This is a genomic window from Halopseudomonas oceani, from assembly GCF_002903165.1.
Classification (GTDB): Bacteria; Pseudomonadota; Gammaproteobacteria; order Pseudomonadales; family Pseudomonadaceae; genus Halopseudomonas; species Halopseudomonas oceani.
This window is the reverse complement of sequence record NZ_PPSK01000010.1, coordinates 1-24,062: the sequence shown is the minus strand read 5'-3', so window position 1 is coordinate 24,062 and position 24,062 is coordinate 1. Positions and strand designations below refer to the sequence as shown.

Here is a 24,062-nt window from a genome sequence, read left to right as displayed (position 1 = left end):
TTTCTGGTTTTTTTGGCTTTCCCAGCCTGCCACGACCAAGGCAAATCAATACACAGGACGACACTCCAACGGCCCCCTCCCCGCTCCGCAGGAGGAAAAAACGCTTGTCCCACCGATTTGAGTCGGCCATGATGCGAAAGTGACACTGGTCTGAGGCGCGATGCAGGCCAGTATTGGCAACGACTACCGAAAAGCTCCGACTTACATAAGAGAGACAATAATCGTGTCACCACTACTTATAGGCGGTTTGCTGGCGGGAGGTTTAACCGTTCTCGTCTGCGTAGGATTTATCAGCCATAGCCTGGAGCGCAGTCGGCTTGAACGTGCTCGACAAGCTGCGGAGCTGAGCGCGCGCATCAAGCTTAGCCGTCACGCCATGGGCAGCATTCCCGGCCAGTTCCTGCCGCCCGAGCTGGTCAGCGTAGTCATGCAGATTGAAGCAGCGTTGCTGGACCGGCTCTACAACATCAGCAAGACACCGGATATCGAAAAACGACTAGCGCAAACCCGGGCGGCCATTGCCGAGGGAAACCTGCCGAGCAATCCCGTCGTCGAGCTCGACAACGAAGCCAAGGGCAAAGAAGCGCGTGTCCAGCTGGAGAACCTGCTCAAGCAGTTGCAGCTGGCCCAGCAGGACCGCCTGATCGACGCTGCCACCTTTAAGCAGGCCGGGGGCTTGGTTCGCCGCTTCCTGATAACAGCCACCCTTGAGACCTTCAACGCCACGGCCAAGCTCGGTATGCAACAGGGCAAGCCGCGCATAGCCAAGTTACAGTACGAGCGCGCCATCGCCTTCCTGACCCGGCTTAACAACCCGGCACTTGCCCAGCATCTGGAACAATACAAGCGCCTGATGCAGCGTGCCGAGGCTGCAGTTGTTGAGCAGAACCGTGCCGACGAAGGTCAACCCAGCGAACTGACAGCCGGCCTTGCCGAACTGGAATCCGAAGACGCCGACTGGCAGAAAAAAGCGGTTTACGACGACTGATCGATTCGCGCGCGAATCAACCAGCAACCGCAGCCTGCACAGTTCGTATGCTGACACACGGGACTGCGGCAGCGATTTCCCCTACCATTCGCTGCTGCGCGCGAATGCCGCCCTGACAATCTTATTACCCAACAGCTCCGGAGCCACAACATGGCCTTGACTCTCTATGGCGCCATTCTGTCGCCTTTCGTGCGCAAGGTGCGCATCCTGCTGGCTGAGCACCAGATCCCCTACGAGCACACCTTTATTCCCCCTCGCGGCCAGCCGGACTGGTATTACGACATCAGCCCGCTTGGACGCATCCCGGCGATGGTCGATGGCGACGTCAAGCTGGCGGACTCTGCAGTCATCGCCCAATACCTGCAGGACAGCCGCGGCGGCCCCTCGCTCTACGGCACCACGCCGGAAGACGCCGCTCGCGTGCGCTGGATTGAGAAGTACGCAGATTACGAGCTCGCACCGCATTGCACCTTCGCCGTGTTCTTTACACGCATTGTGGCTTGTAGCGTCGGCGAGCAGGCAGACGAAAGCAGGGCGCAGACCGCGCTGATCAAACACCTGCCGCCGCTATTTGATTATCTGGAGGGTGAGCTGGGCGACCGTAAGTACTTCCTCGGAGAGCAATTCAGCATAGCCGACATCGCCGTGGTCTGTCAGTTGATCAACATGGCGCACGGCGGCGAATTGATCGACGAACAGCGCTGGCCTGGGCTGTCCTCGTTGCTGAGCCGCGTTACCGCCCGCGAAAGCGTCTCGGCCCTGCTACCCGCCGAGCATCAACTGGTCGCCAGGCTCAGCGGCCGAATCTAGGCCAGGCCGCCGCCAACAGAGCGCGTCAGCTCACCAGCAGCTGACGCCCGACCCAGGAACGGGCAAACTGATAAGCACAGCGCCCGTTTCGATTACCCCGCCCAGTCGCCCAGCGAACGGCCTCCAGTTGCAGCGCGTCATTCCACTGCCACTGCAGGCCATGCTCATCAGCCAGTTGCCCGAGCCACTTCTGAACCACCGCCAGATAATGCTCCTGACTGAATGGGTAGAACGATACCCACAACCCAAAGCGGTCAGACAGGGCAATCTTTTCCTCAATCGCCTCGCCCGGGTGAATCTCGCCATCAACCTGCTTGGCAGACAGGTTGTCGCTATTGTGCTCCGGTAGCAGGTGTCGACGATTCGAAGTCGCGTACAGCAGGATATTTTCCGGACTGGCTTCCACGGTGCCGTCCAACACCGTCTTCAGGGCTTTGTAGCCGCTGTCATCCGCCTCGAAAGCCAGGTCGTCACAGAACAGCACGAAACGCCAGGGTTGACCGGCCAGCAGCGGCAACAGTGCAGACAAATGCACCAGATCGGCCTTGTCCACTTCAATCAGGCGCATGCCCGCCTGCGCGTACTCACTGAGCAGCGCCCTGACCAGCGATGACTTGCCGGTACCGCGAGCCCCCCAAAGCAACGCATTATTGGCTGGCAACCCGCGCACAAACTGCCCGGTATTGGCCTGCAACAGCTGCTTCTGCCGCTCCACACCCACCAAATCATCCAGTCGCAGGCTAAGGCTGACCTGCAGCGGGCGCAACTGACATTGCTGTCCTTCCATGCTCCAGCGCGCGGCGAAGGTGCTGCCCCAATCGACCGCCAAGGGCGCTGCAGGCAAGGTCCGCTCGAAGCGTTCGATGAAGTCAACAACCCGCTGCATAAACTGCTCGCTACTGACGCCTGACATGGGTTTCTCCTATGACTATCAAACGTGCAAGAATGCCACGCCAGCGCAGCTGCCACCACCATCGCAGCGAATAGCCATCACGCTGCCCACAATTGCGCTAAGCTCTGCAAAGGACGCCACCGGATTCGACGCCCCATCATGGATATTCGCTTTACCAACCGACTGTCATTCAAGCAGGCGCGCCTCAGCGTTCTCGCTGCCTTTATTCTCGGCACTCTGCTCAGTCTGATTCAGGTAATCGTCGACTATCGCTCCGAAGACGCGCTAATCGATCAGGAGGTCCAGGCACAAATCAACGTCAGCCTGAGTCCTGCCTCACGTATCGCCTACAACATCGATGCAGAGCTGGCATTGGAGTTGGTAAACGGATTACTTGAGGCACCGGAAGTAGTACGTGCCGAAATCATCGACAACAATGGCATTGCCCTCGCCAGCGTCAGCCGACCGATGGCAGACAGCGGCTACCGTGCAGTGAGTGATGCCCTGTTCGGCAGGCGACGCGACTACTCCCAGCCCCTGTACGTCGATCATGCCCCGAACGAGTTGCTTGGGCATCTGGTCATCGAGGTTGACACCTTCTATCAAGGTGCGAGCTTTCTGCGCCGCGCCGGCCTCACTATGCTGTCCGGGTTTGTCCTCAGCCTGGTGCTGTCACTGATACTCATGGTGCTGTTCTACGCCATGCTGACCAAGCCGCTCGTGCACCTGATCAACGATCTGCTGCACATGAAGACCGAGGGCGAGCGCAGCCGCCTGCCTTGCCCCGAAGGACACGAGCGAGATGAAATCGGCGCGTTGGTTGAGGTGATCAACCGCCAGTTGCAAAGCATCGACGTCAACCTGCGACAGAAGCTGCGTGCCGAAGAGCGTCTGCGCAAGTACCTGGAGGAGCTGGAAAGCATCGTCGAAGCACGCACGACCGAGCTGCAGCACACCAACGGTCAGCTGCGCGAATCCAATCGCGAACTGGAAGCCTCCCGTGAGGCCGCGCTCGACATGGCCCGGGCGCGCTCGGCATTCCTGGCCAACATGAGCCACGAGATCCGTACACCAATCAATGGCCTGCTCGGCATGATCGGCCTGACCCTGGACAGCACCCTGAATGATGAGCAGCGCCAGCAGCTGTCGATCGCCTACGACTCGGGCAAGGTTCTGGTAGCGCTGCTCAACGATATTCTCGACCTGTCCAAGTTTGAAGCCGGCAAGCTGCAGCTTGAACAAATTCCGTTTGATTTGGGTGCCCTGCTGGAAGAAACCGCCAGCCTGCTCTCACAGAACGCCGGAAAACAGGATATCGAGCTGATCTGCGAGATCGACCCCGCACTGCCCGGGCTCCTGCTGGGCGACCCAACGCGTATCCGTCAAATCATCAGCAACCTGCTCTCCAATGCACTCAAGTTCACCGAGCATGGGCATGTCGCCCTGCGCCTGACATTGGAGCGCAGCGAGGGCGAACAGCAGCACGTCTGCATCAGTGTGAGCGACACCGGCATTGGCATCCCCGAACAGGCCATCAACGACATTTTCTCGCCATTCACTCAGGCTGACGCCCAGATTTCCCGCCGATTCGGCGGTACCGGCCTTGGCCTGACGCTGTGCAAGAGCCTCACCGACGCTATGCACGGTGAATTGAGCGTAGAGTCTACCCAGGGCCGCGGCAGCACCTTCAGCGTGCGCCTGCCATTGCTGCGCCACGAACAGGCGCCCCGCTACGCCCGCCCGCAACCTTGCTCCGTCCTAATCTGGAATCAACGCGGGCACCTGCAAGGCGGTACCCTGCAGCGCCTGCTGGAAAGCTGGCAGATGCAGTGCAAGCGAATCGACTACGCTCCTGATCAGGCCCCGCCTGACAATCTGCCAGCTGCTCGCTGCTGGTTGATCGATAGCCCTAAACTGGCCGAGCAGCTGCGCGAACGAGTGCCGGAGATCCCACGTCTGCTGATCTGCAGCTACAGCCAGCAGCTCGACAAAGCCCGCGCCGAAGCCTGCCACGTCAGACAGCAAGTCGCCACGCCACCACCGCGCCACCGTCTCGCGCGCGCTATCGACAATTTGTTTGAAGCCCAGCCAAGCAGCGAGGCGAGTTCCGCTCAGCAGCAAATGGGCAATGGCCAGCGGCTTTTGCTAGTAGAGGACAACGCAGTCAACCAGATGGTGGCCAAAGGCATGCTTAGCCGGCTTGGTTACAATGTCGATCTGGCCGAGCACGGCGAAATCGCACTGACCAAGCTCGCTGAGCATGACTATGACTTGGTACTGATGGACTGCAACATGCCAGTAATGGACGGCTACGAAACCAGCCGCCGCATGCGCGCCGACCCCCGCTGGCAGAACTTGCCAATCGTCGCGCTGACCGCCAACGCGCTGCACGAGGATCGCCAGCGCTGCAAGGACGCAGGCATGGACGACTACCTGGCAAAACCCGTCAAGCGAGAGGACTTGCAGGCAATACTGCAGCGCTGGCTAAAACCGGCCGAATAAGTTACTCCTGCAACTCCCGCAACAACTGATCAAGCCCGCTGCGCAGCACCATAACCTGCTCTTTGCTCATGCCCGTGCTGCACATCAAAGCTCTCGGCACATCGCCGGCCTGTTCTCGCAAACGCTCGCCGGCAGCGGTCAGGCTAACCTGAAGCTGACGCTCATCGCCGCCCTTGACTCGCTCTCGCTGGACCAGACCTTGAGCTTCCAGCCGCTTGAGCAGCGGGGTCAGGGTACCGGAATCGAGTTGCAAGCGCTCACCGAGTGCCTTGACCCCCGGGTGCTGGGGCGGCTTGCGCTGCCACTCCCAGAGCACCAGCATCACCAGATACTGCGGATAGGTCAGGCCCAGCGGATCAAGCAGAGGACGATAGGTCCTCATCAACGCCCGCGAAGCGGCATACAGGGCAAAGCACAGCTGATTATCCAGCGCCAGCAGCCCATCCAGCTCGTCCGGGTTGCGCGCTGTAGTCACGATAACAACGCCTCGATATCCGCACGCAACTCCTCAGGAGCCGTGGTGGGCGCATAGCGCTTGATCACCTTGCCCTGACCATCAACCAGAAACTTGGTGAAGTTCCATTTGATGCCTTTGCTGCCCAGCAGGCCCGGTGCCTGCTTCTTCAGCTCAACGAATAGCGGGTGCGCATTGCTGCCATTGACATCGACCTTCTTGAACAGCGGGAAGCTGACGCCGTAGTTCAGCTCACAGAACTGACTAATCTCGTCGCTGCTGCCAGGCTCCTGGCCGCCAAATTGATTGCACGGGAAACCGGTGACCTGCAGGCCACGATCCCGGTAGTCCTGCCACAGCGCCTCAAGGCCCTTGTATTGGGGGGTAAAACCGCACTTGCTGGCGGTATTTACCACCAGATAAGCCTTACCGCCCAGCTCTGCCAGGGACGACTCGCGGTTATCGATGGTGGTGCACGGAATATCCAGCAACTTGCTCATGATGGCTTCCTTAAAAGACATGGCTGAAATTAAATAATCACCCAGCCAGCCTAGCCGCAAATACATTTATGTCAACAAAATTGCGCGCAATCAATTACCCGTCTCGAGGCTCCAGTCGCAGGCAGACCGAGTTGATGCAGTAGCGCAGCCCGGTCGGTGGCGGCCCGTCCGGGAAGACGTGCCCCAGATGCGCGTCACATTGGGAGCAGGTTACCTCGGTGCGGTGCATGCCATGGCTGAAGTCCTCGTGCTCCTCAACCACCTCCGGACGCACCGGCTGGTAATAACTCGGCCAGCCACAACCGGCATCAAACTGGGTATCGGTATCGAACAATGCCGCATCGCAACAGATGCAGTGGTACACACCGGGGGTACTGTTGCGGTAGTAGGCGCCGGTAAACGGCCGTTCTGTTCCCTTCAGGCGGCACACCTGAAACTGGGTATCAGACAGCTGTTCGCGCCACTCGGATTCACTCTTGCTGATCTTGTTCATCAAATCACTCCGGATAACCATAATCGGGCTTTCCCACTCGCCCACGCAGCACGTATGATGGGCGCTTTACGCGCGCTCAGGGAAGTCTTCAATCGCCTCCCCGACACACCCTACTCAGCCCTGGATCGACAAGGTAAGCACCATGCAGGTTAGCAAGTCCAACAAATTGGCCAATGTCTGTTATGACATTCGCGGGCCCGTTCTGCGGCACGCCAAGCGCCTCGAGGAAGAAGGCCACCGCATTCTCAAGTTGAACATTGGCAACCCTGCACCCTTTGGTTTTGAAGCGCCGGAGGAAATTCTCCAGGACGTGATTCTGAACCTGCCTACCGCCCAGGGCTACAGCGACTCGCGCGGCTTATTCTCAGCCCGCAAGGCTGTCATGCACTACACCCAGACCAAGAATATTCCAGGCGTGGGCATTGACGACATCTACCTCGGAAACGGCGTATCCGAGCTGATTGTCATGTCCATGCAGGGCCTGCTCAACAACGGCGACGAGGTGTTGATCCCGGCACCGGACTATCCGCTGTGGACCGCGTCGGTCAGCCTGTCCGGCGGCAAGCCCGTACACTACCTGTGCGACGAGCAGTCCGACTGGTACCCGGATATCGACGATATCCGCAGCAAGATCACCCCCAACACCCGGGCGATGGTCGTGATCAACCCGAACAACCCGACCGGTGCAGTCTATCCGCGTGAAGTGCTGGAGCAACTCGCCCAGGTCGCGCGCGAGCACAACCTGATCCTGTTCGCCGACGAGATCTACGACAAGATCCTGTACGACGGCGCCGTCCACGAGTCGCTGGCTTCCGTCGCCCCCGACGTGCTTTGCCTGACCTTCAACGGTCTGTCCAAGTCATACCGGGTTGCCGGTTTCCGCTCTGGCTGGATGATCATCAGCGGTCCGAAGCAGCACGCCACCAGCTACCTGGAAGGTCTGGAAATCCTCGCTTCCATGCGCCTGTGTGCCAACGTACCGTCACAGCACGCCATTCAGACCGCACTTGGCGGATACCAGAGCATCAACGATCTGATCCTGCCGGGCGGCCGCCTGCTGGAGCAACGTGACACCGCCTGGGAAATGCTCAATGACATCCCCGGCGTCAGCTGCACCAAACCCAAGGGCGCGCTGTATCTGTTCCCGCGCCTTGATCCGAAGGTGTATCCGATCCACAACGACGAGAAGATGGTGCTCGACCTGCTGCTGCAGGAAAAGATCCTGATCGTCCAGGGCACCGCCTTCAACTGGCCGTGGCCTGACCATTTCCGTATCGTTTCGCTGCCGCGCAAGGATGATCTGGAAATGGCTATCGGTCGTATCGCCAACTTCCTCAAGAGTTACCGGCAGTAACCTCTGTGGCCGCCGACCTTCATATCGAGGACTTCCACCAGGATGTTGCCCGCATCCTGGTGGCGCTTTACAACCGTTTCCCTCAGCCCGGCAGCCTGTTTGTCGTTGACCTGATCGGCGAGCATGAACCCGATGCCTTCGGCGTTCCCGCACCACGCCACATGGCCTGTTTCAGCGCCATGATATGGCTGGCCAACGAAGGCTTCCTGCGTTACACCGACACCATCCGCCAGGAAGCAATCGACCAGTGTTGCCTGACCGAGCGTGCCTTTACCCTCCTCTCCGCGCCTGACCCACAGCGTTTACAGTCAGACTTGCCAGCCAGTGTCGCGCGCCAACAGGCAACCCTTGCCCAACGCCTGCGCGACGCCCTGCGCAGTGGCTCCAGCAACGAAATCTTTGACGCAGTGCAGCAGTGCTTTCGGCGCTGATCACAGCCGTTTCTTGCGGAACCTCAGTACGACACGTTTTGTCATAGAGTCGCCGTTGAAAGACGCCGGCTTTCGCCCAATATAAGCCCCATGCATGCGGCCAGCGGCTCTGCCAGACGGCTGCAACTGCCTGTTTTCATTCGATAGGAATAGATACCCTCATGATGCGAATTCTGTTGTTTCTGGCTACCAACGTGGCTGTAATCCTGGTCGCCAGTGTCACTCTCAGTCTCCTGGGCGTCGGCAGCGTCCACGACGGCCAGGGCGGCATGAACCTTCAGTCGCTGCTGATCTTCTGTGCCGTATTCGGTTTTGCCGGCTCCTTCGTTTCGCTGTTCCTGTCCAAGTGGATGGCCAAGCGCAGCACCGGTGCCCGCGTGATTGAACAGCCGCAAACCCAGCAGGAGCGCTGGCTGGTGAGCACTGTTGAAGAGCTGGCGCGCACCGCCGGTATCGGCATGCCGGAAGTCGCGATCTTCCCTTCCCGCGCACCAAACGCCTTCGCGACCGGCTGGAACAAGAATGCGTCGCTGGTTGCTGTCTCCGAAGGCATGCTGCAGCGCTTCAGCCCGGCCGAGGTGAAGGCCGTTATGGCGCACGAGATCGGTCACGTAGCCAATGGCGACATGGTCACCCTGTCGCTGATCCAGGGCGTGGTAAACACCTTCGTCATGTTCTTTGCCCGCATCATCGGTAACTTCGTTGATCGCGCGGTATTCAAAAACGAGAGTGACAGCCCCGGCATCGGGTACTTTATCGCCACCATCTTCGCCGAGCTGGTGCTGGGTATTCTGGCCAGCATCATTGTGATGTGGTTCTCCCGTCAGCGTGAGTTCCGCGCCGATGCCGCCGGCGCCCAGCTGGCCGGTGCCGGTGCCATGATCGCAGCGCTGGAGCATCTGAAAGCCGAGCAAGGCATTCCGGTTGAGCTGCCCGGCGAGATGACTGCCTTCGGTATCAACGGTGGCCTGAAGAACGGCCTCGCGGGCCTGCTGATGAGCCACCCGCCGCTAGATGAGCGCATCGCCGCGCTGCGTGCCGGCAACTACCGCTGAGTTGTTGAACGGCTAAAAGAAAGGGATCAGGTGCTTCACCTGATCCCTTTTTTGTTTCAAACCACCCGCGCTGTCTGAAGCGTTTCGTCCAATGACAACCCCGTTCAGGGCTCACCCAGCAGCGTCTCGAAATCAGGGTCATTTTCTGCCTTGCAAGCGGCACGCTGCGAAGCAATGTTCCCTTCATCAGCCGCCAATTGAGCCAGAAACGCCTCGTCAATCCGGGTGGCTGGAACCGCCAACGCGGATGCCGAATAGCTACCGGAAAATCCGCTCAGCGACACGCCCGTCAATCCTTTCAGCGCACTCAGCGTCGGCCCCAAACTTCCGCCGGAACAATGGAATGTACCAGCAGTACAACTACAGTCTTCACGCACGCGGTAGGAGCCGATCCGGGATTTAGCCGGCAATCTGAGCAGTGACTCGGGCAGGTCGCCGTCCAGCCTGGAGCCCGGCTTGTAGGCGCCGTACACCACTGCTCTGACGTCAACACCAAACGGATTGGACAGGTACCACCTGACCGGGCTGTAGGAGCTCAGGACCAGCGCGACCGGCCCTTCTGTGCGCTCCAGATTCAGCACGATGGACAGGTCCTGCGCACTGCTCTCATAGACCCCAGCGTAATACAGGGTCACGTCCGCCGGCAGCGCTTCACCCAGGCGTGCGCGAACCTCACTGACCTCGAGATAGGTCTGTTCGCTGCCGATATCCACGTTGAACTCGGTGGTATGCCAGTTGTTGACGTACTCGACCTCCAGTTTGTGCACACCCGGTTCAAAGCGATACAGCATCGACTGATCGGAGCCGCCCTCATAGAGCACCCGACCATCAATCAGAACGCGTGACTTGGCCCAGCTCTGACTGACCGAAATCCGCTTCACAGTCGGCTCCTCAAACATGAGGTTGCCTACCCAATAGCCACCGAAGTCGCCCGATTCGATGCCGTGAAAATCGTCCCGAACATAGTTGATCGCGATGTTATCCACGGTCTCTGTGGCAATCACCTGCTGCGGTTGCTTGGTATTGATATAGAAAGCCTGAAACTGCCCGGTGGGGATGTCTCCAGAGGGGTTAAGGCGTGAGCCCCAGGTGCTGGCTGCGGGCAGCAGATCACCAGCAAATTTGATGGCTTCGCCCGCCCCAGCATCACCGGATCGACGCAGGTGCCGACCACCGACGGACCGCGCGTTGCGCATCTGCTCCTGTTGATAGGCAACATCCGCCTTGCTGCAATCAAGCTGGTAGCCGTACTGCGGTAACCTGCTCTGGTAGCTGCAGTGCTCAAGATACGCGGCAAACTGGCCCTGATAGGCGTCTTCCCCTTCACTTAACCCGGCCGGGTAACGTCCGCTACGCTGGTGTACCGCTTCAAGGTGCTGGAGAACATCACGTGACACCATCCCCTGGTTGCGCCGCTGATTTGCTTCCGGGCCGAACCCAAGGCGGTAGTTATCAACCCGCGCTGCTCGCTCCTTCAAGGCATCGGTAGCTGCAGCGGTATGCAGATACTGCTCTTCTATCTGGTCGAACGCCTGAACCGCTGACGCCAACTCGCCTCTATCCCAATCTTGAATAGCATGATTGAGCAGCGTGCGGGCCTCCTCCTCCGAGTTGGAACAACCGGCCAGCTGCGACAAAAGCACTGCCGCCAAAATGATTTTTCTCATGAAGCCACTCCCTTGCGTGCGCTCACCACCGTTGCCCATCAGGAATGGTAAGCCTGATTCTCCCTGACCGCGTGAACGCCGTCGTTTAGCTAGTGCAGAACCAACCAGGGCGATGAAAGTGCACAAAATGGCTCGACAGCAACGAAGCACTTCTGCAAAAGCCGCTTGTTGTTTTGATAGTCCACCAGCTCAGACCGCCGACCCAAACACATAGCGATAGATCAGATAGCCAAGCACCACCAACACACCTATCAGCACCAGCCCACCGCCTCCTTCCGGCACCCGTGAGGAGCTGTTCAGTCCATGTTGCTCACAGTACTCCTCAATGACCTCCTTAGCCTCTTTCAAGCCGATCCCGCGCTGCTCTCGCAGCAGCTTGATTGCCTCGATTTTACGGCCGTCCTGCAGCGCGCTCACAACCTGGACATCCAGTTCCCTTTTCATACTTGTGCCTTCATTCCGCCGCATCCACGTGCTCGAAGCTGCCAGTCCCAAGGAAAGCAATGACCTGCGCGATGACCTTCTGGTTGCTCATCATGAAGGTATGAGTAACGGGCAGCTCGATATAGTCGCGCATCCCCTCCAACTTGGTGTTTTCCGTGGACACCTTGCCGTCGTTTGGCCCCGGAATCAGCGTTGAGAGGAACAGATTCACGCTACGGGTGCCCGCAATGATGCCAACGTCGAAATCGGCCTTGCCAAGGGTATTAGGGACACTCATTGTCCCCGTGCCGAGCTGCATACCCGCATCGCCATTGAGGAAGTGAAAACCCGGCACATCGCCCAGCTCATCGACCACTTCGCTACCGCCATTGGGCGGCCCCAGCATCACCACCCTGCCGAGGCGTTCCAGCTGATGGGTACCCAGATACTGGCGAACCAGAATCCCGCCCAGGGAATGGGTAACAAAGTGAATTTGTCCGTCTGCGGGGCACCTGGCAATAGCCGGGGCAATGGCCATCTCGGCCAGCGGCTCAATGGCGTAGTCGCGTGAAGGGTAGCCGTCGTTGATGGTCGCATACCCCTCTTCGACCAATGCCTCCTGCAGCGCATCCATCGAGTCAGGTGTTCTTGCCAGGCCATGCAGCAACACCACGCAATCCGCGTTGCTCACGGCCGGAAACAGCACGCACAGGACCAACAGCAGCCACCTCATGCAGCCACCGGGCTCACGGAACCGGGAAAAAGTCATGCGCCGCATTGTAGACGTAGAGTTCGCTGAAGCGATCATCGTGCTGCTGCCTGATGGCTGATAAAACCCCGACAATATGCTCAACCTCTCGCTCAAATACAAAGGGGGAATACAGCCCCACCAGCAAAATACCCGCACCGCTGGACTCAAACACCTCAGTAATGGACGCCTTGGCGTACTTCTTCTCAACCACCGCAACGACCTCCTCGATGAAGCTTTCGTCCGGGTTGAGTGCGACTCCGCGCCCAACGGGAATGTACTCCACATCATCGGCAGCAAAACTGGTCAGGCTACGGGCAAAGTCAGCACCAATAAACGCATCGGTAATCTCGATCCAGCTGGGCGTGCCATCAAGCACGACAACTGCATCCGGCGGGTCCGGATAACCGACAATCGACAACGTTCGTCCAGCACGTTCCAGGTAATGTTTGAAGGAACGAATCACACTTTGCTCATGGGCCTTCTTGATATCGCGTCTGTTCATTGCTGCCTTGTAGCGGAAGATGACAATACCCGCGGACCGATGTCTTCAGCGGAGCGTTATCAGCAAATTACCCTAATCGGGCGACGACTGCCCTGCTTCACTCCGCCTTCCAGCTGACCGGATACAACATTTCTTCTCGATATCCGCTGAGTACCCGACGCAGACCGCTGAGTTCGCTGTCCAGCTGGCTGTCACCGGTATCGACCAGGAACGGGCGTCCGGACAAACTGCGCAGCTTGGTTTTGGTGGCCACCACCAACAAATTTTCGAGCCCGACAGCGCGAATGACGCGCGGTGACAACTGCTGATTGCCACGCCCGAGAATATGACCCTGGCCACCGATAGCGGTAACCAGAATGCGCCAGTCCCCTCCTTGCCGGACCAGCTCCCAGAGCTGTTGCTCGGTCGCATCGCGCAGGATTAGCTCACCGTCGAGCAACACATCGACACCCAGCAGCGTCCCTTCCAGCCCCATCGCCTCCAGCAACCCAAGGGTGGTAGAGCCGGGGCCGAGAATCCAGCCAGTACTGTCATCCTGCTCTTCCTGCAGACCGGCGGCGATGTCGTCGAGCACCAGGGTTTCCACTTCCCGCCCGCCCTGCTTCACCTGTTGGACGAAACGCCCCTCCTCCGGCACCGAGAGCTCGCCATAATGCCGGGTGCGCACCTGGCCATTACGAAAGGCCTGCTCGTCGATGTCACGCACATCCGCCTCGCGCAGACGAATCAACTCGCCCTGCACCAGCAGCGCAGCAAGCTCGCCGGCCGCCCGCGGATTGACCGCATACACGCCGGAATGAATCTTGACCCCCGCCGGAATACCCAGCACCAACTGACGCTCGTCGAGCTGGTTGCAGATGTTACGCGCGGTCCCGTCGCCACCGGCAAACAGCAACAGATCAATACCCTGATCACTCATCTGCCGAGCAATGGTCTCAGTGTCTTCAGCAGATGTTTCCGGTGGGCAAGACAGCGCCCCGACTACCTCGCACTCAAAGCCCATGTCGGCCAGCAAATCAGCCCCCATCACCCCAGGGGCAGCCAGCAATCGGATGCGATCGCGCAGCGGCAGCAGCGATGCCAGCGCCTGCCTGACGCGGCTGTGCGCCTGCGGTTCAACGCCCATGGCCAACGCCTGCTCGGCCACGCCATCGGAGCCCTTGAGCGCCGCACGGCCGCCTACCCCCGCCAGCGGGTTGATAATCAACCCCAGACGAAAACGGGTGTTGTGATGCTCTGCTATCGGGTTTTCCATGTCACAAATCCGTCATGGCAATGCCATATCCTGCGTTCAGCTGCCAACGCGGCTGAACCTGACTGATAACGGGAGACAACCATGAACGTGCCTGCCCTTAAACCTTGTCGTGAAACCGCCGAGATTCTGGTTCACCCGGCTCACTGTGTCGGTGGCCACATCATCGACGAACACGGCCGTGAAATCGCCATCACTGAACAGATGATCCAGCACGCCTGCGAACAACTGGACCGTCAGTGGGTGGCTGCGCAACCGCGCTTTAAACATTGAATCCGGCGGCCGCCATCAGCGCGGCCTGCCCTTCCCCATCCGCGTGCAGAATCCGCACCTGCGGACACTCACGACGCAACGGATAGTCCTTGCGCAACGTATCAAATGCAGCCCCGGTGCTCTGACCGGCCAGCGGCATCATCATCGCCCGAAACCGGGCATCATCATCACGCACGTCATACACCTGACGCAGCGCCTTTTCCAACATCCACTGGGCCGGCGTCTCGGCGCTGAATTGCAGCTGCGCACATCCCGCCTCCGGCGCCAGCGCCTGCAGTGTCAGCCGAGGCTGCTCACCACGGTGCCGACACCAGGCCTGATAAATCTGCTCGGTACCGCGTAGCTTGCCATCGAGACTGTAGCCGGCAATATGCGGCGTTCCCAACGCACACAGCTTGAGCAATGCGGTATCGACCTGCGGCTCCAGCTCCCATACATCCAACGCCACCTGCACATCGGGGCGTTCAGCCAGCAGCACAGACAATGCATGATTGTCGATCACCGGTCCCCGGCTACTGTTGATCAGCCAGGTCCCGTGCTGCAGCGCCATTAACCGAGGCGCATCCAGCAGGTGCCAGGTTGCATCCGGGCCGTTGCGGGTCAGCGGGACGTGACAACTGACCACGTCGACCTGCGCCAGCAGCGCATCCAGCTCGACAAAACCGGCCTCGCCACGAGCGGCCCGCGGCGGATCGCACAGCACGCACTCCACGCCCAGCGCACCAAGCGTTGCCGCCAGCCGACTACCCACTTCGCCAACACCGACGATACCCACCCGGCGCTCACGCCACGGCAGGCCGGTTCGCTCCGACAGGGTCAACAGACAACTGAGCACATACTCGACCACACCGCGGGCGTTGCAGCCCGGTGCGCTGGCAACCGTAATTCCTGCCGTCGCCAGCCCCGGCAAATCCAGGTGATCCGTGCCAATGGTGCAGGTACCGACAAACTGTACCGGCGTGCCCTCGAGCAGCGCTGGGTCAACCCGCGTTACCGAACGCACCAGCAGCGCATCGGCGTCCAGCAGATGCTCACGGCGGATGCTACGACCGGGCAACGTCGTCAGCCGACCTTGATCGGCAAAGAAGGCCTGCAGCAGGGGGATATTTTCGTCGGCAACGATATGCATGTGGGGGGTCACTTGGCAGAAGGAACGCGGAACATTGTCGAGCGTCGGTGGCAGCGCTGTCCACCCGGCTGCGCATTTTGTCGCTTTGTTGCAACAACCGCTTGCACCGAGACAACGCCGCTGCTTAACTGAAACCCACAGTCCGAATGTGACTTTTCGGTCTGATAATGATTCCAAGCGTTTTTTGAGGCACTGCCTCACCTTGCAGGACCTGCCTGAGTAACGGGAGCATCGACGCACTGCCCACTGCGCCGCCCCCGGAACTGTCCTCACCACCCCTGTCGCCATAACCACAATCACAGCGGTCGCGCATCGACCTGCCTGGCGATTTTGCTTGTTTACGGCCATTTGCCTGCAACTGCCCTGTATGACCCGCCAGCGGCGGCCGGGTCCAGCCAATTCCGGAGACAGGGAACATGAAAGCAGAACACGATGTTGTAGAAACACTGGGGCTATTTCGCATCCACACCCACTATTACGCCAGCCCGGCACCGCGCGGTACGGTCATTCTGGTCAACGGCTCATTGGCCACCACGGCCTCGTTCGCGCAGACGGTGCGCTACCTGCAGCCGCACTTCAATGTGGTGTTATTTGATGAGCCGTACGCGGGTCAGTCAAAGCCGCTCAACAGCAACCGGCGGCCGATTACCAAGGAGCAGGAAGCCGGAATCCTGCTGGAGCTGATTGAGCACTATCAAGCCGATCACCTGATGTCCTTTTCGTGGGGTGGCGCCTCGGCTCTGCTGGCATTGGCTCAACGCCCAAAGCGGCTGCAAAAAGCTATCGTGCTGGCGTTTTCGCCGGTCATCAACTCGGCCATGCGTGCCTATCTGGAACGCGGCATCGACCTGCTGCTCAATGCCGAACGCCGCCAACTGGGCGAGCTGCTCAACTCAACCATTGGTGAATACCTGCCATCGTTGGTCAAACGCTTCAACTTCCGTCACATCATCAGTCTGGAAGAACACGAATACCATCAGATGGCGTTCCACGTCAGTCAGGTACTGACCCAGGATACGCGATGCTATCTACGCGGCAGCGCCGATATTGACGTGCCAATCCTGTTCATCAACGGCGACCGGGACCGCTATACCAGCGTCGAGGACGCCCGCGATTTCAACCGCTACGTACGCCGAAGCAGTTTTGCCACGATACAGGGCGCCGGACATTTTCTGGATATGGAGAGCCGCGAAGCCTGGATTCAGACTCGCGATGCGGTGCTGCAGTACCTTGCACCGGATGCCCTCGTCGCCCCTGAGCCAGTTGAGCAACACAGGCCGCGCGGTGCGCAGGTCATCCCGATGACGGTCTAGACCAGCGGCTCCAGCAGGCCGACATCGAGCGCCCGACCCGGCTGATAGGCGTCGAGCAAGGCGTGTGCGAACCGGGTTGGCCGCTCGCCCATGCCTTGCTGCAGATAAACCCGCGCCTGCGCGTGCACCCTCTCCCGGAAGGGTGAGGCGTCGGTCTGCTCGCCGCTCAGGTTATCGGTACTCACGTCAAAACGGTGCCCGGCAGCCAGACAAAAGATCATCTCCAACGCCTGCGGCTTGACCTCAACCTGCTCGAAGGTGCGCTGCTGCTCAGCGGTGCGCCCATCCGGCGCATACCAGTAACCAAAGTCTGGCAACAGCCGACGCTCCGGCCCGGCAACACACCAGTGTGCAACCTCATGCAATGCGCTGCGAAAGTAATCACGGGTAAACAGGATACGGTGGCGCGGATGCGCTGCATCGGCCGGCAGGTATTCGGGCTCCGGATAGCCGCCCCGCAGACAGGTGTTGAGGTCGGCGAGAAAACACTCGTCGAACAGGCGAATCAGGTCCTGACAGTCGTGATGCATGCTGAAAACCATGGGTGCTGAATGACTGAGCGCCAGCGCTCGAACCGGCCCCGGGCGAAACACCAGCAAGCAGCGTGACGGTGCAGCTGGACAATATGCCGCAACTTGCTAGCATGGGCGGTTTTGACGTCAGGTCCGGCCAGAATGACCAGCACTCCTCCCCTACCCGCTCGGGCGCGCATTGTAACAGAACTGCGCGCGCTGATTGCGCTGGTGCTCCCGATCATCGCGGCGCAGCTGGCACATACCCTGCTGGGTTTTGTCGACACCGCCATGGCCGGACGCGTCAGCGCCGAAGCGCTGGCAGCCGTGGCATTGGGTAACTCGTTCTGGATTCCGACCCTGCTGTTTCTCACCGGGGTGATGATGATCGTCACCTCCAAGGTTGCTGCCGCCAATGGGGCCGGCCGTATCAGTGAAACCGGTGCGCTGGTGCGCCAGGGCGCCTGGCTGGGGCTGATGATCGGCTGCGGCTGCATGCTGTTTCTCAACCTGATGCGACCGGTGCTGGGCTGGATGGAGGTCGATCCACTGCTGATCCCGGTGACGCTCAACTACCTGCTGGCCATCTCCCTCGGCTTCCCGGCGGTCGGTGTCATGCTGGCTCTGCGCGGGCTAAGCGACGGTCTCTCGCGCACCAAGCCGGCGATGCTCATCGGCTTCATCGGACTGCTGATCAACGTCCCCGCCAACTACGTGCTGGTCTACGGTAAATTCGGCTTCCCGGCCATGGGCGCGGTCGGCTGCGGCGTCGCCACGGCGATCGTCATGTGGGCGATGCTGGGCTGCCTGCTGGTGCACCTCAAGCGCGCGTCGTTCTATCAGCCCTGCGGCCTGTTCGAACGGTTTGACTGGCCGAAGGCGCGAACCCAGGGCGAGCTGATCGGCCTGGGCTTCCCGATCGGCATCGCATTGTTTGCCGAAACCAGTATGTTCGCGGTGATCGCGCTGTTGATCGGCAGTCTCGGTGCCATCGTGGTAGCCGCCCACCAGGTCACCCTCAACTTCACCTCGCTGGCGTTCATGGTGCCCTTCAGTCTGGGGCTGGCCATCACCGTCCGCGTGGGGCACAACCTGGGGCGCGGCGGCGCCCGTGATGCCATGCTGACGACGAAGGTAGGGCTGGTCCTGGCGCTGCTGTTTGCCGCCATCGCTGCCATCATCATGTTCACCCTGGCCAACCAGATCCCGCTGATCTACACCCAGGACCCGCAGGTACTGGCCCTCGCCTCCAGCTTGTTCGTCCTCGCTGCGCTGTACCAGTTCTCGGATGCGGTGCAGGTGGCCTGCGCGGGCGCGCTGCGCGGCTTCCAGGACACCCGCCTGCCAATGCTGCTGACCATGGTCGCCTACTGGCTGATCGGTCTGCCGACCGGTTACCTACTCGGCCTGACCGACTGGCTGGGGCCGGCTAGAGGCCCTGCCGGCTTCTGGCTCGGACTGATCGTTGGCCTGAGCAGCGCAGCACTGTTTCTCGGCTTGCGGCTGCGCAACGTCAGCCGTAAACCCATTCACCAGCGCGGGCTTCACCACTAGGGCATACTGGCGCCATGCGCTCACTGCCCGTTCTGCTCGCCCTGTTGTCCATCACCGCGCTATGTGTCGGCTGCCAGCCAACGCCCGACGCAGAGCGGCAGATGGACAATTATCTGGATCGCGTCGCCCGCGTACTCAGGCAGCAGTTCACCCCGTTCAATCCCGACCAACTCAGTCAATATCGACTGCCCGAACGGCGTGATCGGCTCTATGACATCCCCGCCGAACGCATCAGCCTGCTGGACCTGCTGATCGACGTAAACCAGTGCAAGCCGTTGCAACAGCGCATTGCCGAACGTAACAGCGTGCTCGGCAAGGTCATGCCCTGGAGTAGCCGCCTGGGCTACGAGGGGGAGCTGCTGCGCGCACTGGACAGCTGTCGGCAAAGCCTTGCAGACGATCCGCAGCAGCAGGAGCTGCTGACCGAACTGAGCGACATCGCCGAGCGCAAGCGCAGCCAGTTACCGGAGGTGTTCTGGAACGCGATCAACGCCAGCAGCGAGACAGAGCACTACCTGCGCTTCGCAACCGAGCCGTTGCCCGTCTCCAGCGACGCCCTGACCGACGCGGGACTGCCTGCGTTGCAGCAGTTGACGGCGATTGGCAGCGCCCTGCCCGCCCGACTCCCCCCGCCGGTAAGCGAACTGGACCCGCTATTCCAGGCCCTGCAACGCAGTCAACGCAGCAGCCAACTGATTACCGCCCTGGCACAAACCCGTCACGGCCTGCAGCAGGCCACCGCGATGCTGCGAGCACAACCAGCAACCTATTTGTGCCCGATGAACCAGCCATCAGAGCGGTCGAAGATTCTGCTCAACGTCTTTGTCTTGTTCTACGCCGGCGAGATCCAACCCTATCTGGCGCAACTGCAACGGCTCGGCGAACCCTGGGCCGCGCAGATCGAGCAATTACGTGCTGTTGCGCATATCCCACCTGCCACAGCGCAGGCGCTGGATCGCTTGGCGGGTACTCCAGAGGCGTTGTGGGATAGCTACCGGCAGGCAGTGGATGAACACACTCAGGCCTGGCAGGACGTGCTTGGTACCTGCCAGTCAGCCCCCGGGCAAGCCGGCTGGCAGACGCCCTGAGACGCCGCTCAGCCTACCTTGCGAATCAGGTAATGAAAAACGCCATCCGTCTCGTTCTGCTCAACCAGCTCATGGCCGAGGAAGCTGCAGAAACGCGGGATATCGCGCTGGGTAGAAGGGTCCGTCGCGAGCACCTGCAGGAGCTCACCGGCGGCCATGTCGCGCACCGCGTTGTGCAGCATCATGACCGGCTCGGGGCACATCAAGCCCTGGGTATCGAGAGTAGCGGTGGCATCAGACATGGGCAGGTCCCGCAGCAGAAAACGACGATTATCCCGAAATGCCGCAGTGCTTGCCAGACGCAGCCTGTCGACCGACACTGGAAGGGAAAGTCGTCAAGACGCAACACCCCGAAACGGGTAAGGAAAAAGCATGATCAAGGTGTTGATTGAAAGGGATATTGCAGAAGGTCTGGAAGTACCCTACGAAGAGGTAGCCCGGCGCGTACTGTCGGCGGCCATCCAGTCGCCTGGGTTCATCTCGGGTGAGTCGTTCCGGGATCTGGAACATCCTAACCGGCGGGTCATTATGGTGACCTGGCAGAACATCCACTCCTGGCAGCGCTGGGAAGAGTCGGAAGCCCGCCGCGACGCCATCAGCAACTTCGCTCCCATTCTGCTTGAAGAAGAGCGCATCACCCTGCTTGAGCCGCTGTAATCCGTTCAGCGTAGCGACCAACCACGCCAGAGAGCATCCGGCGACTCTGGCGTGATGCCTGAATCAGCGCATTTTTGTCAGCAAATGCGCACTGCCTCCAATTTTTCCGAGCTTTTCACAGCCATTGTCTGGCGACGCCCCTAAGCTTTGCTCCACGGCCTGAGCGCTATCGCTCGAACGCCGCATGGATCGCACAGTAAGGAACACGGATGTTCGCCCTATTTACCGCAGTACAGCATGCTCTGTACCCGGACAGCATCGACCGAGCGCACAATGCGCCAACAGCGGGTATCAGGACATGATGCGTCGATACCTGCTGATCGATGGCGCGCGCTACCCCGATGCGCTCGCGCGCCTGTATGAACGCAATGAAGTGCTGGAAGTCGAACCGCTCTATTTCGATACCCCCTGGCACGGCGCAGCCGATCTTGGCCCGCTATTGGTAAGCGCCGATCCCGCTTCCGGTCTTTTCCTTGAATTCGAAACCGACGTAGCGCTGCACTCAAGCGCCGCCGAGCTCAGCAGTCACTTGGGCCTGAACGCTGTCGCCATTCACCTGCGCCGCTTTAATCACGTCTCCGACGTTACCGGCGGAGAAACCCTGCTGCGTTATGCCGATCCATTGGTCGCCTGGTTCTGGCTGCACAGCTACGACGCCGACACCCTTCGCGCGGTTATGGGACCAATCACGCGCTGGCGTATCGCTGCGCCATCCAGCGCACTGCTCCCGCAACAACCGTCGTGCTGGCACGATTTCAGCCCCGCCCCGCGAGCAACCGAAAACGCGCTTCCCGTCTTACCACTCGGGCACCCGCAGCTGTCAGCCCTGCAGCAAGCCTATCAACACCAGTTGAAAGAGCGCCTTTACTGCTGGCTGCAAAAAAACCGAAAAACAGCCCTTGCGGCGATTCCCAAACATGCACTGGATGCCTGGTTCGACGCACGCCTCGCGGATGCCGAAGCCTTTGGTCTCAGCACCGAGCGCAGCATCGCGGTGTGGTGCGACCTCAGCCTGCGTGATGGCAGCGACTTTGCAGTCGCCCCCCAGGGCGCGTTCCAACGCGGGCTTGCGCAGGTTAAGCAGCAGCCCCCGCAAACACCCGACCAACAACTGCAGCACTACTACCGCAACTGCGTATGCGCTATCGCAAGGAATGCCGAGAACCATGACCATCCTGCATAGAGAACAGGCACTACTGGAAAGCCTCTGGGCCATCTTCGAAGACAAACCCGTCAGTGCAGCTGCTCAGTGCCCGCTCCAGCAGCAAGAGCTCGCCATCTTCCCGGTGCGTTACGCGATTGATGAGGCCTCGGACAGTTCTGACCAGCCCGGCCCCAATCCTATTCCACCGCACTGGCAGGGCCACCAATCACTGCCAGTGCTAAACCAGCGCAGCTATACCCTGCGGCAACTGCGTGACGGTTGGCTGTATGTGATCGACCGCACCGCCAATACCCGGGACGAATACCAGATAATCGGCGCTCGCTTCAGCAAAGTCGCCAGCAGCGCCCGTGCTGCAGGTCAACCACTTGCCTGCTCAAATGGCCTCAGCCATCTGCTGTACCCACGCCAACACCAGCTGTATATCGCCTACTCAGCCGAGCGGTGGACGGCCTGGACACACGAGCGCATGCAGGAGCCGGTGAACCAGGAAAAATGGATGCGTGGACTCGATCTGGCCACCTATGCCAAAACGCTCTCGGCACCCCACTGCGCCCCGCTGAGGCACTTGGGCGAGACAGTCGCCGATATCGACAACGGCACAGCCGTCCCCGGCCAGCGCTTCGACAGCACCACGCTGCCCACACAGGCCACAGGTGAAGACGCCACATACAAACCGGCCCTGGGCAGCAACACCGTGCTTGCCAGCGTACCCGACCAGGACTCCGCCCTGTTCATCGCGTTGGACGATCATCTTGGCATCCTTGATGACCTCAGCATGCAGAGCGCCGGACCGGCGCTCGAACTCAGCCAGTTCGAAGAGCAACACCTGCACAAGCTGACCATAGCTCAACATATCGAACTGCTGGCCGGTGTTGATTTCTCTCCGCTGGAGTCAGAGATGGGGCTGTCACCAGAAGCCTTTCACGCATTCAAACAGAAGGCGCAGGACTATCTCACTGCCAAGGCGCGCTACCTGAAGGAATTGAACAGACCAACGGATGGAATCAGCGCAATCACCGCGGGCCAGACGCTGGAACAGCACCAGCAGCAACTAATTAGCGGATACGGTCAGGACGCACCGGCCAAACTGGACGGTCTGGTTGAACAATGGGGCACGCGGGAAACCCTGCGCGACCAGGTGCGCTTTGAGGAATCACAAACCTTCGCACTGGAAAAAGAGCAAGAACTCGAGGATATACACGCCAGACTGACGCCCTGCCTGCAAGACCTGATCACCTGGTTAAAGAGACTGGGACCTGACCCACTGGGGCTATTCCTCGATCAGACGGACGAAGAACAGTGCCTGAGCCTGATCAACCACGCTGACGCCTGGCTGTCCTTCCTCGCCCACGATCAGCAAGCGCAGCAATGGGTGATTGAAGACTACACCACTCCCAAAACGCTGATTGGTCTGGCGAACTACAACTTCGACGCAGAGCTCGCCTCAGGTATCGAGCAACTGGCCAAGGAGTTCGTCGAAGAGGACGGCATATCCCTCGCGACTAGTGCCTCCGTCGCCAAGCGCACACAGGAAATCAGCGACGTCCTCAGCAACGAAACCATCCGCAACAGCGCGATCTTTCAGCGCCTGAGCAGGCCAGCGCAGAAAGCCTACGAAACCTTACTGCGCATCGCAACTGCCAACTACGAAAAGACCTGGCAAGCATTCGAATTCAAGCTGCTTCCCGCCATCAGCAGCCGCCATGCACCGCGCTGGAAAACCATTGCCCATGCGTCTATCTCGGTATCCATACATAGCCTGACCAACGAAACCCACCCGTTTCTGGTGATCGACGGTCAATACCGGCAAAAACACGCCGCCTGGATGCGCAAGGTCACCCAGCTCACTCGCCGCATTGACGCTCAAAGCCGTGTCGTGAGGATAGGCAGAGCCCACGACCGTATGGCAGCGGTAAGGGACGTCCATCAGCTCAAACGCCAGCTCGACTCCCTCATGCTGGAGATGCCAAACAAGGTTCTGGCCAGCGGCGAACTCAATACCCAGACCCTACGTACTCATACCGAGCACCGCACCTACTCCATACAGACCCTGGTCCGTGCGGAGCTGGCGCAACAGCTGGAACTGAAAGCACGAGACTATGGCGCCTACCTCAAGCGGGTAAACGAATGGACAAAAAACAACGCTGCCCAAGGTCTCGCCGGCCTAGTCACCGTCCTCAACATCTGGAACTTCCACGAGGCCATGACCGCAGCCGGCGCTAGTGGCAAATGGAACCGGCAAGACCAGTTAGCAGTGAGCACGGCCGCCAGCAGCATGCTGGCGAGCCTGGCCACAA

25 protein-coding genes are annotated in these 24,062 nt (G+C 60.0%); 13 read left to right on the top strand and 12 right to left on the bottom strand.

Annotation, left to right across the window (positions count from 1 at the left end; all coding sequences use genetic code 11):
- Window positions 1–223 precede the first annotated feature (223 nt).
- Both C1949_RS11290 and C1949_RS11285 read left to right on the top strand, forming a co-directional pair.
- Entirely contained in the window at window positions 224–988 is a 765-nt protein-coding gene (locus C1949_RS11290) for a hypothetical protein (RefSeq protein ID WP_146040315.1), read from the top strand.
- Between the two features lie 150 nt (window positions 989–1,138).
- The gene (locus C1949_RS11285; RefSeq protein WP_104738584.1) at window positions 1,139–1,798 is read left to right on the top strand and encodes a glutathione S-transferase family protein; all 660 of its coding nucleotides are present in this window, start codon (window positions 1,139–1,141) and stop codon (window positions 1,796–1,798) included.
- Window positions 1,799–1,823: 25 nt separating this feature from the next.
- Here the strand turns inward: C1949_RS11285 and C1949_RS11280 are convergent, their stop codons facing one another.
- The gene (locus C1949_RS11280; protein ID WP_373289813.1) at window positions 1,824–2,711 is read right to left on the bottom strand and encodes an ATP-binding protein; all 888 of its coding nucleotides are present in this window, start codon (window positions 2,709–2,711) and stop codon (window positions 1,824–1,826) included.
- Between the two features lie 138 nt (window positions 2,712–2,849).
- Between C1949_RS11280 and C1949_RS11275 the strand changes: the two genes are divergently transcribed.
- Window positions 2,850–5,192: an ATP-binding protein gene (locus tag C1949_RS11275; RefSeq protein ID WP_104738583.1), complete on the top strand. Its 2,343-nt coding sequence runs from the start codon at window positions 2,850–2,852 to the stop codon at window positions 5,190–5,192.
- 1 nt (window position 5,193) lies between these two features.
- Here C1949_RS11275 and C1949_RS11270 read toward each other — a convergent pair whose 3' ends face one another.
- The 3 genes from C1949_RS11270 to msrB all read right to left on the bottom strand — a co-directional run bounded on the left by C1949_RS11270 (window position 5,194) and on the right by msrB (window position 6,639).
- Window positions 5,194–5,667, bottom strand: a complete 474-nt coding sequence (locus C1949_RS11270) for a MarR family winged helix-turn-helix transcriptional regulator (protein ID WP_229744431.1) — start codon at window positions 5,665–5,667, stop codon at window positions 5,194–5,196.
- A complete protein-coding gene (locus C1949_RS11265) occupies window positions 5,664–6,146 on the bottom strand; it encodes a glutathione peroxidase (RefSeq protein ID WP_373289812.1) in 483 nt (160 codons plus the stop codon). Before C1949_RS11265 ends, C1949_RS11270 begins: the two co-directional genes overlap by 4 nt.
- A 94-nt stretch (window positions 6,147–6,240) precedes the next feature.
- Entirely contained in the window at window positions 6,241–6,639 is a 399-nt protein-coding gene (msrB, locus tag C1949_RS11260; RefSeq protein ID WP_104738582.1) for a peptide-methionine (R)-S-oxide reductase MsrB, read from the bottom strand.
- A gap of 142 nt (window positions 6,640–6,781) precedes the next feature.
- Between msrB and C1949_RS11255 the strand changes: the two genes are divergently transcribed.
- The 3 genes from C1949_RS11255 (at window position 6,782) to htpX (ending at window position 9,479) form a co-directional block, all read left to right on the top strand.
- A complete protein-coding gene (locus tag C1949_RS11255) occupies window positions 6,782–7,993 on the top strand; it encodes a pyridoxal phosphate-dependent aminotransferase (RefSeq protein ID WP_104738581.1) in 1,212 nt (403 codons plus the stop codon).
- A gap of 5 nt (window positions 7,994–7,998) precedes the next feature.
- On the top strand, window positions 7,999–8,424 hold the full coding sequence (locus C1949_RS11250) for a hypothetical protein (protein ID WP_104738580.1): 426 nt from the start codon (window positions 7,999–8,001) through the stop codon (window positions 8,422–8,424).
- A 161-nt stretch (window positions 8,425–8,585) separates the two neighbouring features.
- Window positions 8,586–9,479 (top strand): protease HtpX, encoded by an 894-nt coding sequence (htpX, locus tag C1949_RS11245; protein ID WP_104738579.1) that lies wholly within the window; start codon window positions 8,586–8,588, stop codon window positions 9,477–9,479.
- Between the two features lie 104 nt (window positions 9,480–9,583).
- Here the strand turns inward: htpX and C1949_RS11240 are convergent, their stop codons facing one another.
- The 5 genes from C1949_RS11240 to C1949_RS11220 form a co-directional block, all read right to left on the bottom strand.
- On the bottom strand, window positions 9,584–11,146 hold the full coding sequence (locus C1949_RS11240) for an outer membrane protein assembly factor BamD (protein ID WP_146040314.1): 1,563 nt from the start codon (window positions 11,144–11,146) through the stop codon (window positions 9,584–9,586).
- Between the two features lie 189 nt (window positions 11,147–11,335).
- Window positions 11,336–11,590, bottom strand: a complete 255-nt coding sequence (locus C1949_RS11235) for a ribosomal protein L7/L12 (RefSeq protein ID WP_170063061.1) — start codon at window positions 11,588–11,590, stop codon at window positions 11,336–11,338.
- 10 nt (window positions 11,591–11,600) lie between these two features.
- Window positions 11,601–12,302 (bottom strand): esterase/lipase family protein, encoded by a 702-nt coding sequence (locus tag C1949_RS11230; protein WP_104738576.1) that lies wholly within the window; start codon window positions 12,300–12,302, stop codon window positions 11,601–11,603.
- Window positions 12,303–12,315: 13 nt separating this feature from the next.
- A complete protein-coding gene (locus C1949_RS11225) occupies window positions 12,316–12,822 on the bottom strand; it encodes a hypothetical protein (protein WP_104738575.1) in 507 nt (168 codons plus the stop codon).
- A gap of 97 nt (window positions 12,823–12,919) precedes the next feature.
- Complete coding sequence (locus C1949_RS11220; RefSeq protein WP_104738574.1) at window positions 12,920–14,077, bottom strand: ATP-NAD kinase family protein; 1,158 nt, start codon at window positions 14,075–14,077, stop codon at window positions 12,920–12,922.
- A gap of 81 nt (window positions 14,078–14,158) precedes the next feature.
- Between C1949_RS11220 and C1949_RS11215 the strand changes: the two genes are divergently transcribed.
- Window positions 14,159–14,347 (top strand): PA1571 family protein, encoded by a 189-nt coding sequence (locus tag C1949_RS11215; RefSeq protein ID WP_229744428.1) that lies wholly within the window; start codon window positions 14,159–14,161, stop codon window positions 14,345–14,347.
- Here the strand turns inward: C1949_RS11215 and pdxB are convergent.
- On the bottom strand, window positions 14,337–15,476 hold the full coding sequence (gene pdxB / locus C1949_RS11210; protein ID WP_104738573.1) for a 4-phosphoerythronate dehydrogenase PdxB: 1,140 nt from the start codon (window positions 15,474–15,476) through the stop codon (window positions 14,337–14,339). The genes C1949_RS11215 and pdxB overlap by 11 nt on opposite strands.
- Before the next feature lie 416 nt (window positions 15,477–15,892).
- On the opposite strand from pdxB, the gene C1949_RS11205 reads away from it, so the two are divergent.
- Window positions 15,893–16,789, top strand: coding sequence for an alpha/beta fold hydrolase (locus tag C1949_RS11205; RefSeq protein WP_104738572.1), 897 nt, complete (start codon window positions 15,893–15,895; stop codon window positions 16,787–16,789).
- Here C1949_RS11205 and C1949_RS11200 read toward each other — a convergent pair.
- On the bottom strand, window positions 16,786–17,319 hold the full coding sequence (locus C1949_RS11200) for an elongation factor P hydroxylase (protein WP_104738698.1): 534 nt from the start codon (window positions 17,317–17,319) through the stop codon (window positions 16,786–16,788). The two genes, C1949_RS11205 and C1949_RS11200, sit on opposite strands and share 4 nt — an antisense overlap.
- 144 nt (window positions 17,320–17,463) lie before the next feature.
- Between C1949_RS11200 and C1949_RS11195 the strand changes: the two genes are divergently transcribed.
- Both C1949_RS11195 and C1949_RS11190 read left to right on the top strand, forming a co-directional pair.
- Window positions 17,464–18,855, top strand: coding sequence for an MATE family efflux transporter (locus tag C1949_RS11195; protein ID WP_104738571.1), 1,392 nt, complete (start codon window positions 17,464–17,466; stop codon window positions 18,853–18,855).
- A gap of 14 nt (window positions 18,856–18,869) precedes the next feature.
- Window positions 18,870–19,943 (top strand): DUF3080 family protein, encoded by a 1,074-nt coding sequence (locus tag C1949_RS11190; RefSeq protein ID WP_104738570.1) that lies wholly within the window; start codon window positions 18,870–18,872, stop codon window positions 19,941–19,943.
- Between the two features lie 8 nt (window positions 19,944–19,951).
- Here the strand turns inward: C1949_RS11190 and tusA are convergent, their stop codons facing one another.
- On the bottom strand, window positions 19,952–20,185 hold the full coding sequence (tusA, locus tag C1949_RS11185; protein ID WP_104738697.1) for a sulfurtransferase TusA: 234 nt from the start codon (window positions 20,183–20,185) through the stop codon (window positions 19,952–19,954).
- 130 nt (window positions 20,186–20,315) lie between these two features.
- Here tusA and C1949_RS11180 point away from each other — a divergent pair, with 130 nt between their 5' ends.
- The 3 genes from C1949_RS11180 to C1949_RS11170 all read left to right on the top strand — a co-directional run.
- Window positions 20,316–20,600: an antibiotic biosynthesis monooxygenase family protein gene (locus C1949_RS11180; protein WP_104738569.1), complete on the top strand. Its 285-nt coding sequence runs from the start codon at window positions 20,316–20,318 to the stop codon at window positions 20,598–20,600.
- Between the two features lie 298 nt (window positions 20,601–20,898).
- Window positions 20,899–21,783, top strand: coding sequence for a DUF4123 domain-containing protein (locus C1949_RS11175; RefSeq protein ID WP_170063060.1), 885 nt, complete (start codon window positions 20,899–20,901; stop codon window positions 21,781–21,783).
- Window positions 21,767–24,062 (top strand): toxin VasX (locus C1949_RS11170; RefSeq protein WP_146040313.1); only part of this gene is annotated, 2,296 nt, incomplete at its 3' end. The genes C1949_RS11175 and C1949_RS11170, both read left to right, overlap by 17 nt.

Bases quoted from the DNA above. Each gene is read 5' to 3' on its own strand.
- htpX (WP_104738579.1), top strand. From the start codon at position 8,586: ATGATGCGAATTCTGTTGTTTCTGGCTACCAACGTGGCTGTAATCCTG.
- C1949_RS11280 (WP_373289813.1), bottom strand. From the start codon at position 2,711: ATGTCAGGCGTCAGTAGCGAGCAGTTTATGCAGCGGGTTGTTGACTTC.
- tusA (WP_104738697.1), bottom strand. From the start codon at position 20,185: ATGTCTGATGCCACCGCTACTCTCGATACCCAGGGCTTGATGTGCCCC.
- C1949_RS11265 (WP_373289812.1), bottom strand. From the start codon at position 6,146: ATGAGCAAGTTGCTGGATATTCCGTGCACCACCATCGATAACCGCGAG.
- C1949_RS11235 (WP_170063061.1), bottom strand. From the start codon at position 11,590: ATGAAAAGGGAACTGGATGTCCAGGTTGTGAGCGCGCTGCAGGACGGC.
- C1949_RS11230 (WP_104738576.1), bottom strand. From the start codon at position 12,302: ATGAGGTGGCTGCTGTTGGTCCTGTGCGTGCTGTTTCCGGCCGTGAGC.
- C1949_RS11255 (WP_104738581.1), top strand. From the start codon at position 6,782: ATGCAGGTTAGCAAGTCCAACAAATTGGCCAATGTCTGTTATGACATT.
- C1949_RS11195 (WP_104738571.1), top strand. From the start codon at position 17,464: ATGACCAGCACTCCTCCCCTACCCGCTCGGGCGCGCATTGTAACAGAA.
- C1949_RS11285 (WP_104738584.1), top strand. From the start codon at position 1,139: ATGGCCTTGACTCTCTATGGCGCCATTCTGTCGCCTTTCGTGCGCAAG.
- C1949_RS11200 (WP_104738698.1), bottom strand. From the start codon at position 17,319: ATGCATCACGACTGTCAGGACCTGATTCGCCTGTTCGACGAGTGTTTT.
- C1949_RS11225 (WP_104738575.1), bottom strand. From the start codon at position 12,822: ATGAACAGACGCGATATCAAGAAGGCCCATGAGCAAAGTGTGATTCGT.
- C1949_RS11275 (WP_104738583.1), top strand. From the start codon at position 2,850: ATGGATATTCGCTTTACCAACCGACTGTCATTCAAGCAGGCGCGCCTC.
- C1949_RS11215 (WP_229744428.1), top strand. From the start codon at position 14,159: ATGAACGTGCCTGCCCTTAAACCTTGTCGTGAAACCGCCGAGATTCTG.
- C1949_RS11205 (WP_104738572.1), top strand. From the start codon at position 15,893: ATGAAAGCAGAACACGATGTTGTAGAAACACTGGGGCTATTTCGCATC.
- C1949_RS11180 (WP_104738569.1), top strand. From the start codon at position 20,316: ATGATCAAGGTGTTGATTGAAAGGGATATTGCAGAAGGTCTGGAAGTA.
- pdxB (WP_104738573.1), bottom strand. From the start codon at position 15,476: ATGCATATCGTTGCCGACGAAAATATCCCCCTGCTGCAGGCCTTCTTT.
- C1949_RS11220 (WP_104738574.1), bottom strand. From the start codon at position 14,077: ATGGAAAACCCGATAGCAGAGCATCACAACACCCGTTTTCGTCTGGGG.
- C1949_RS11175 (WP_170063060.1), top strand. From the start codon at position 20,899: ATGATGCGTCGATACCTGCTGATCGATGGCGCGCGCTACCCCGATGCG.
- C1949_RS11240 (WP_146040314.1), bottom strand. From the start codon at position 11,146: ATGAGAAAAATCATTTTGGCGGCAGTGCTTTTGTCGCAGCTGGCCGGT.
- msrB (WP_104738582.1), bottom strand. From the start codon at position 6,639: ATGAACAAGATCAGCAAGAGTGAATCCGAGTGGCGCGAACAGCTGTCT.
- C1949_RS11190 (WP_104738570.1), top strand. From the start codon at position 18,870: ATGCGCTCACTGCCCGTTCTGCTCGCCCTGTTGTCCATCACCGCGCTA.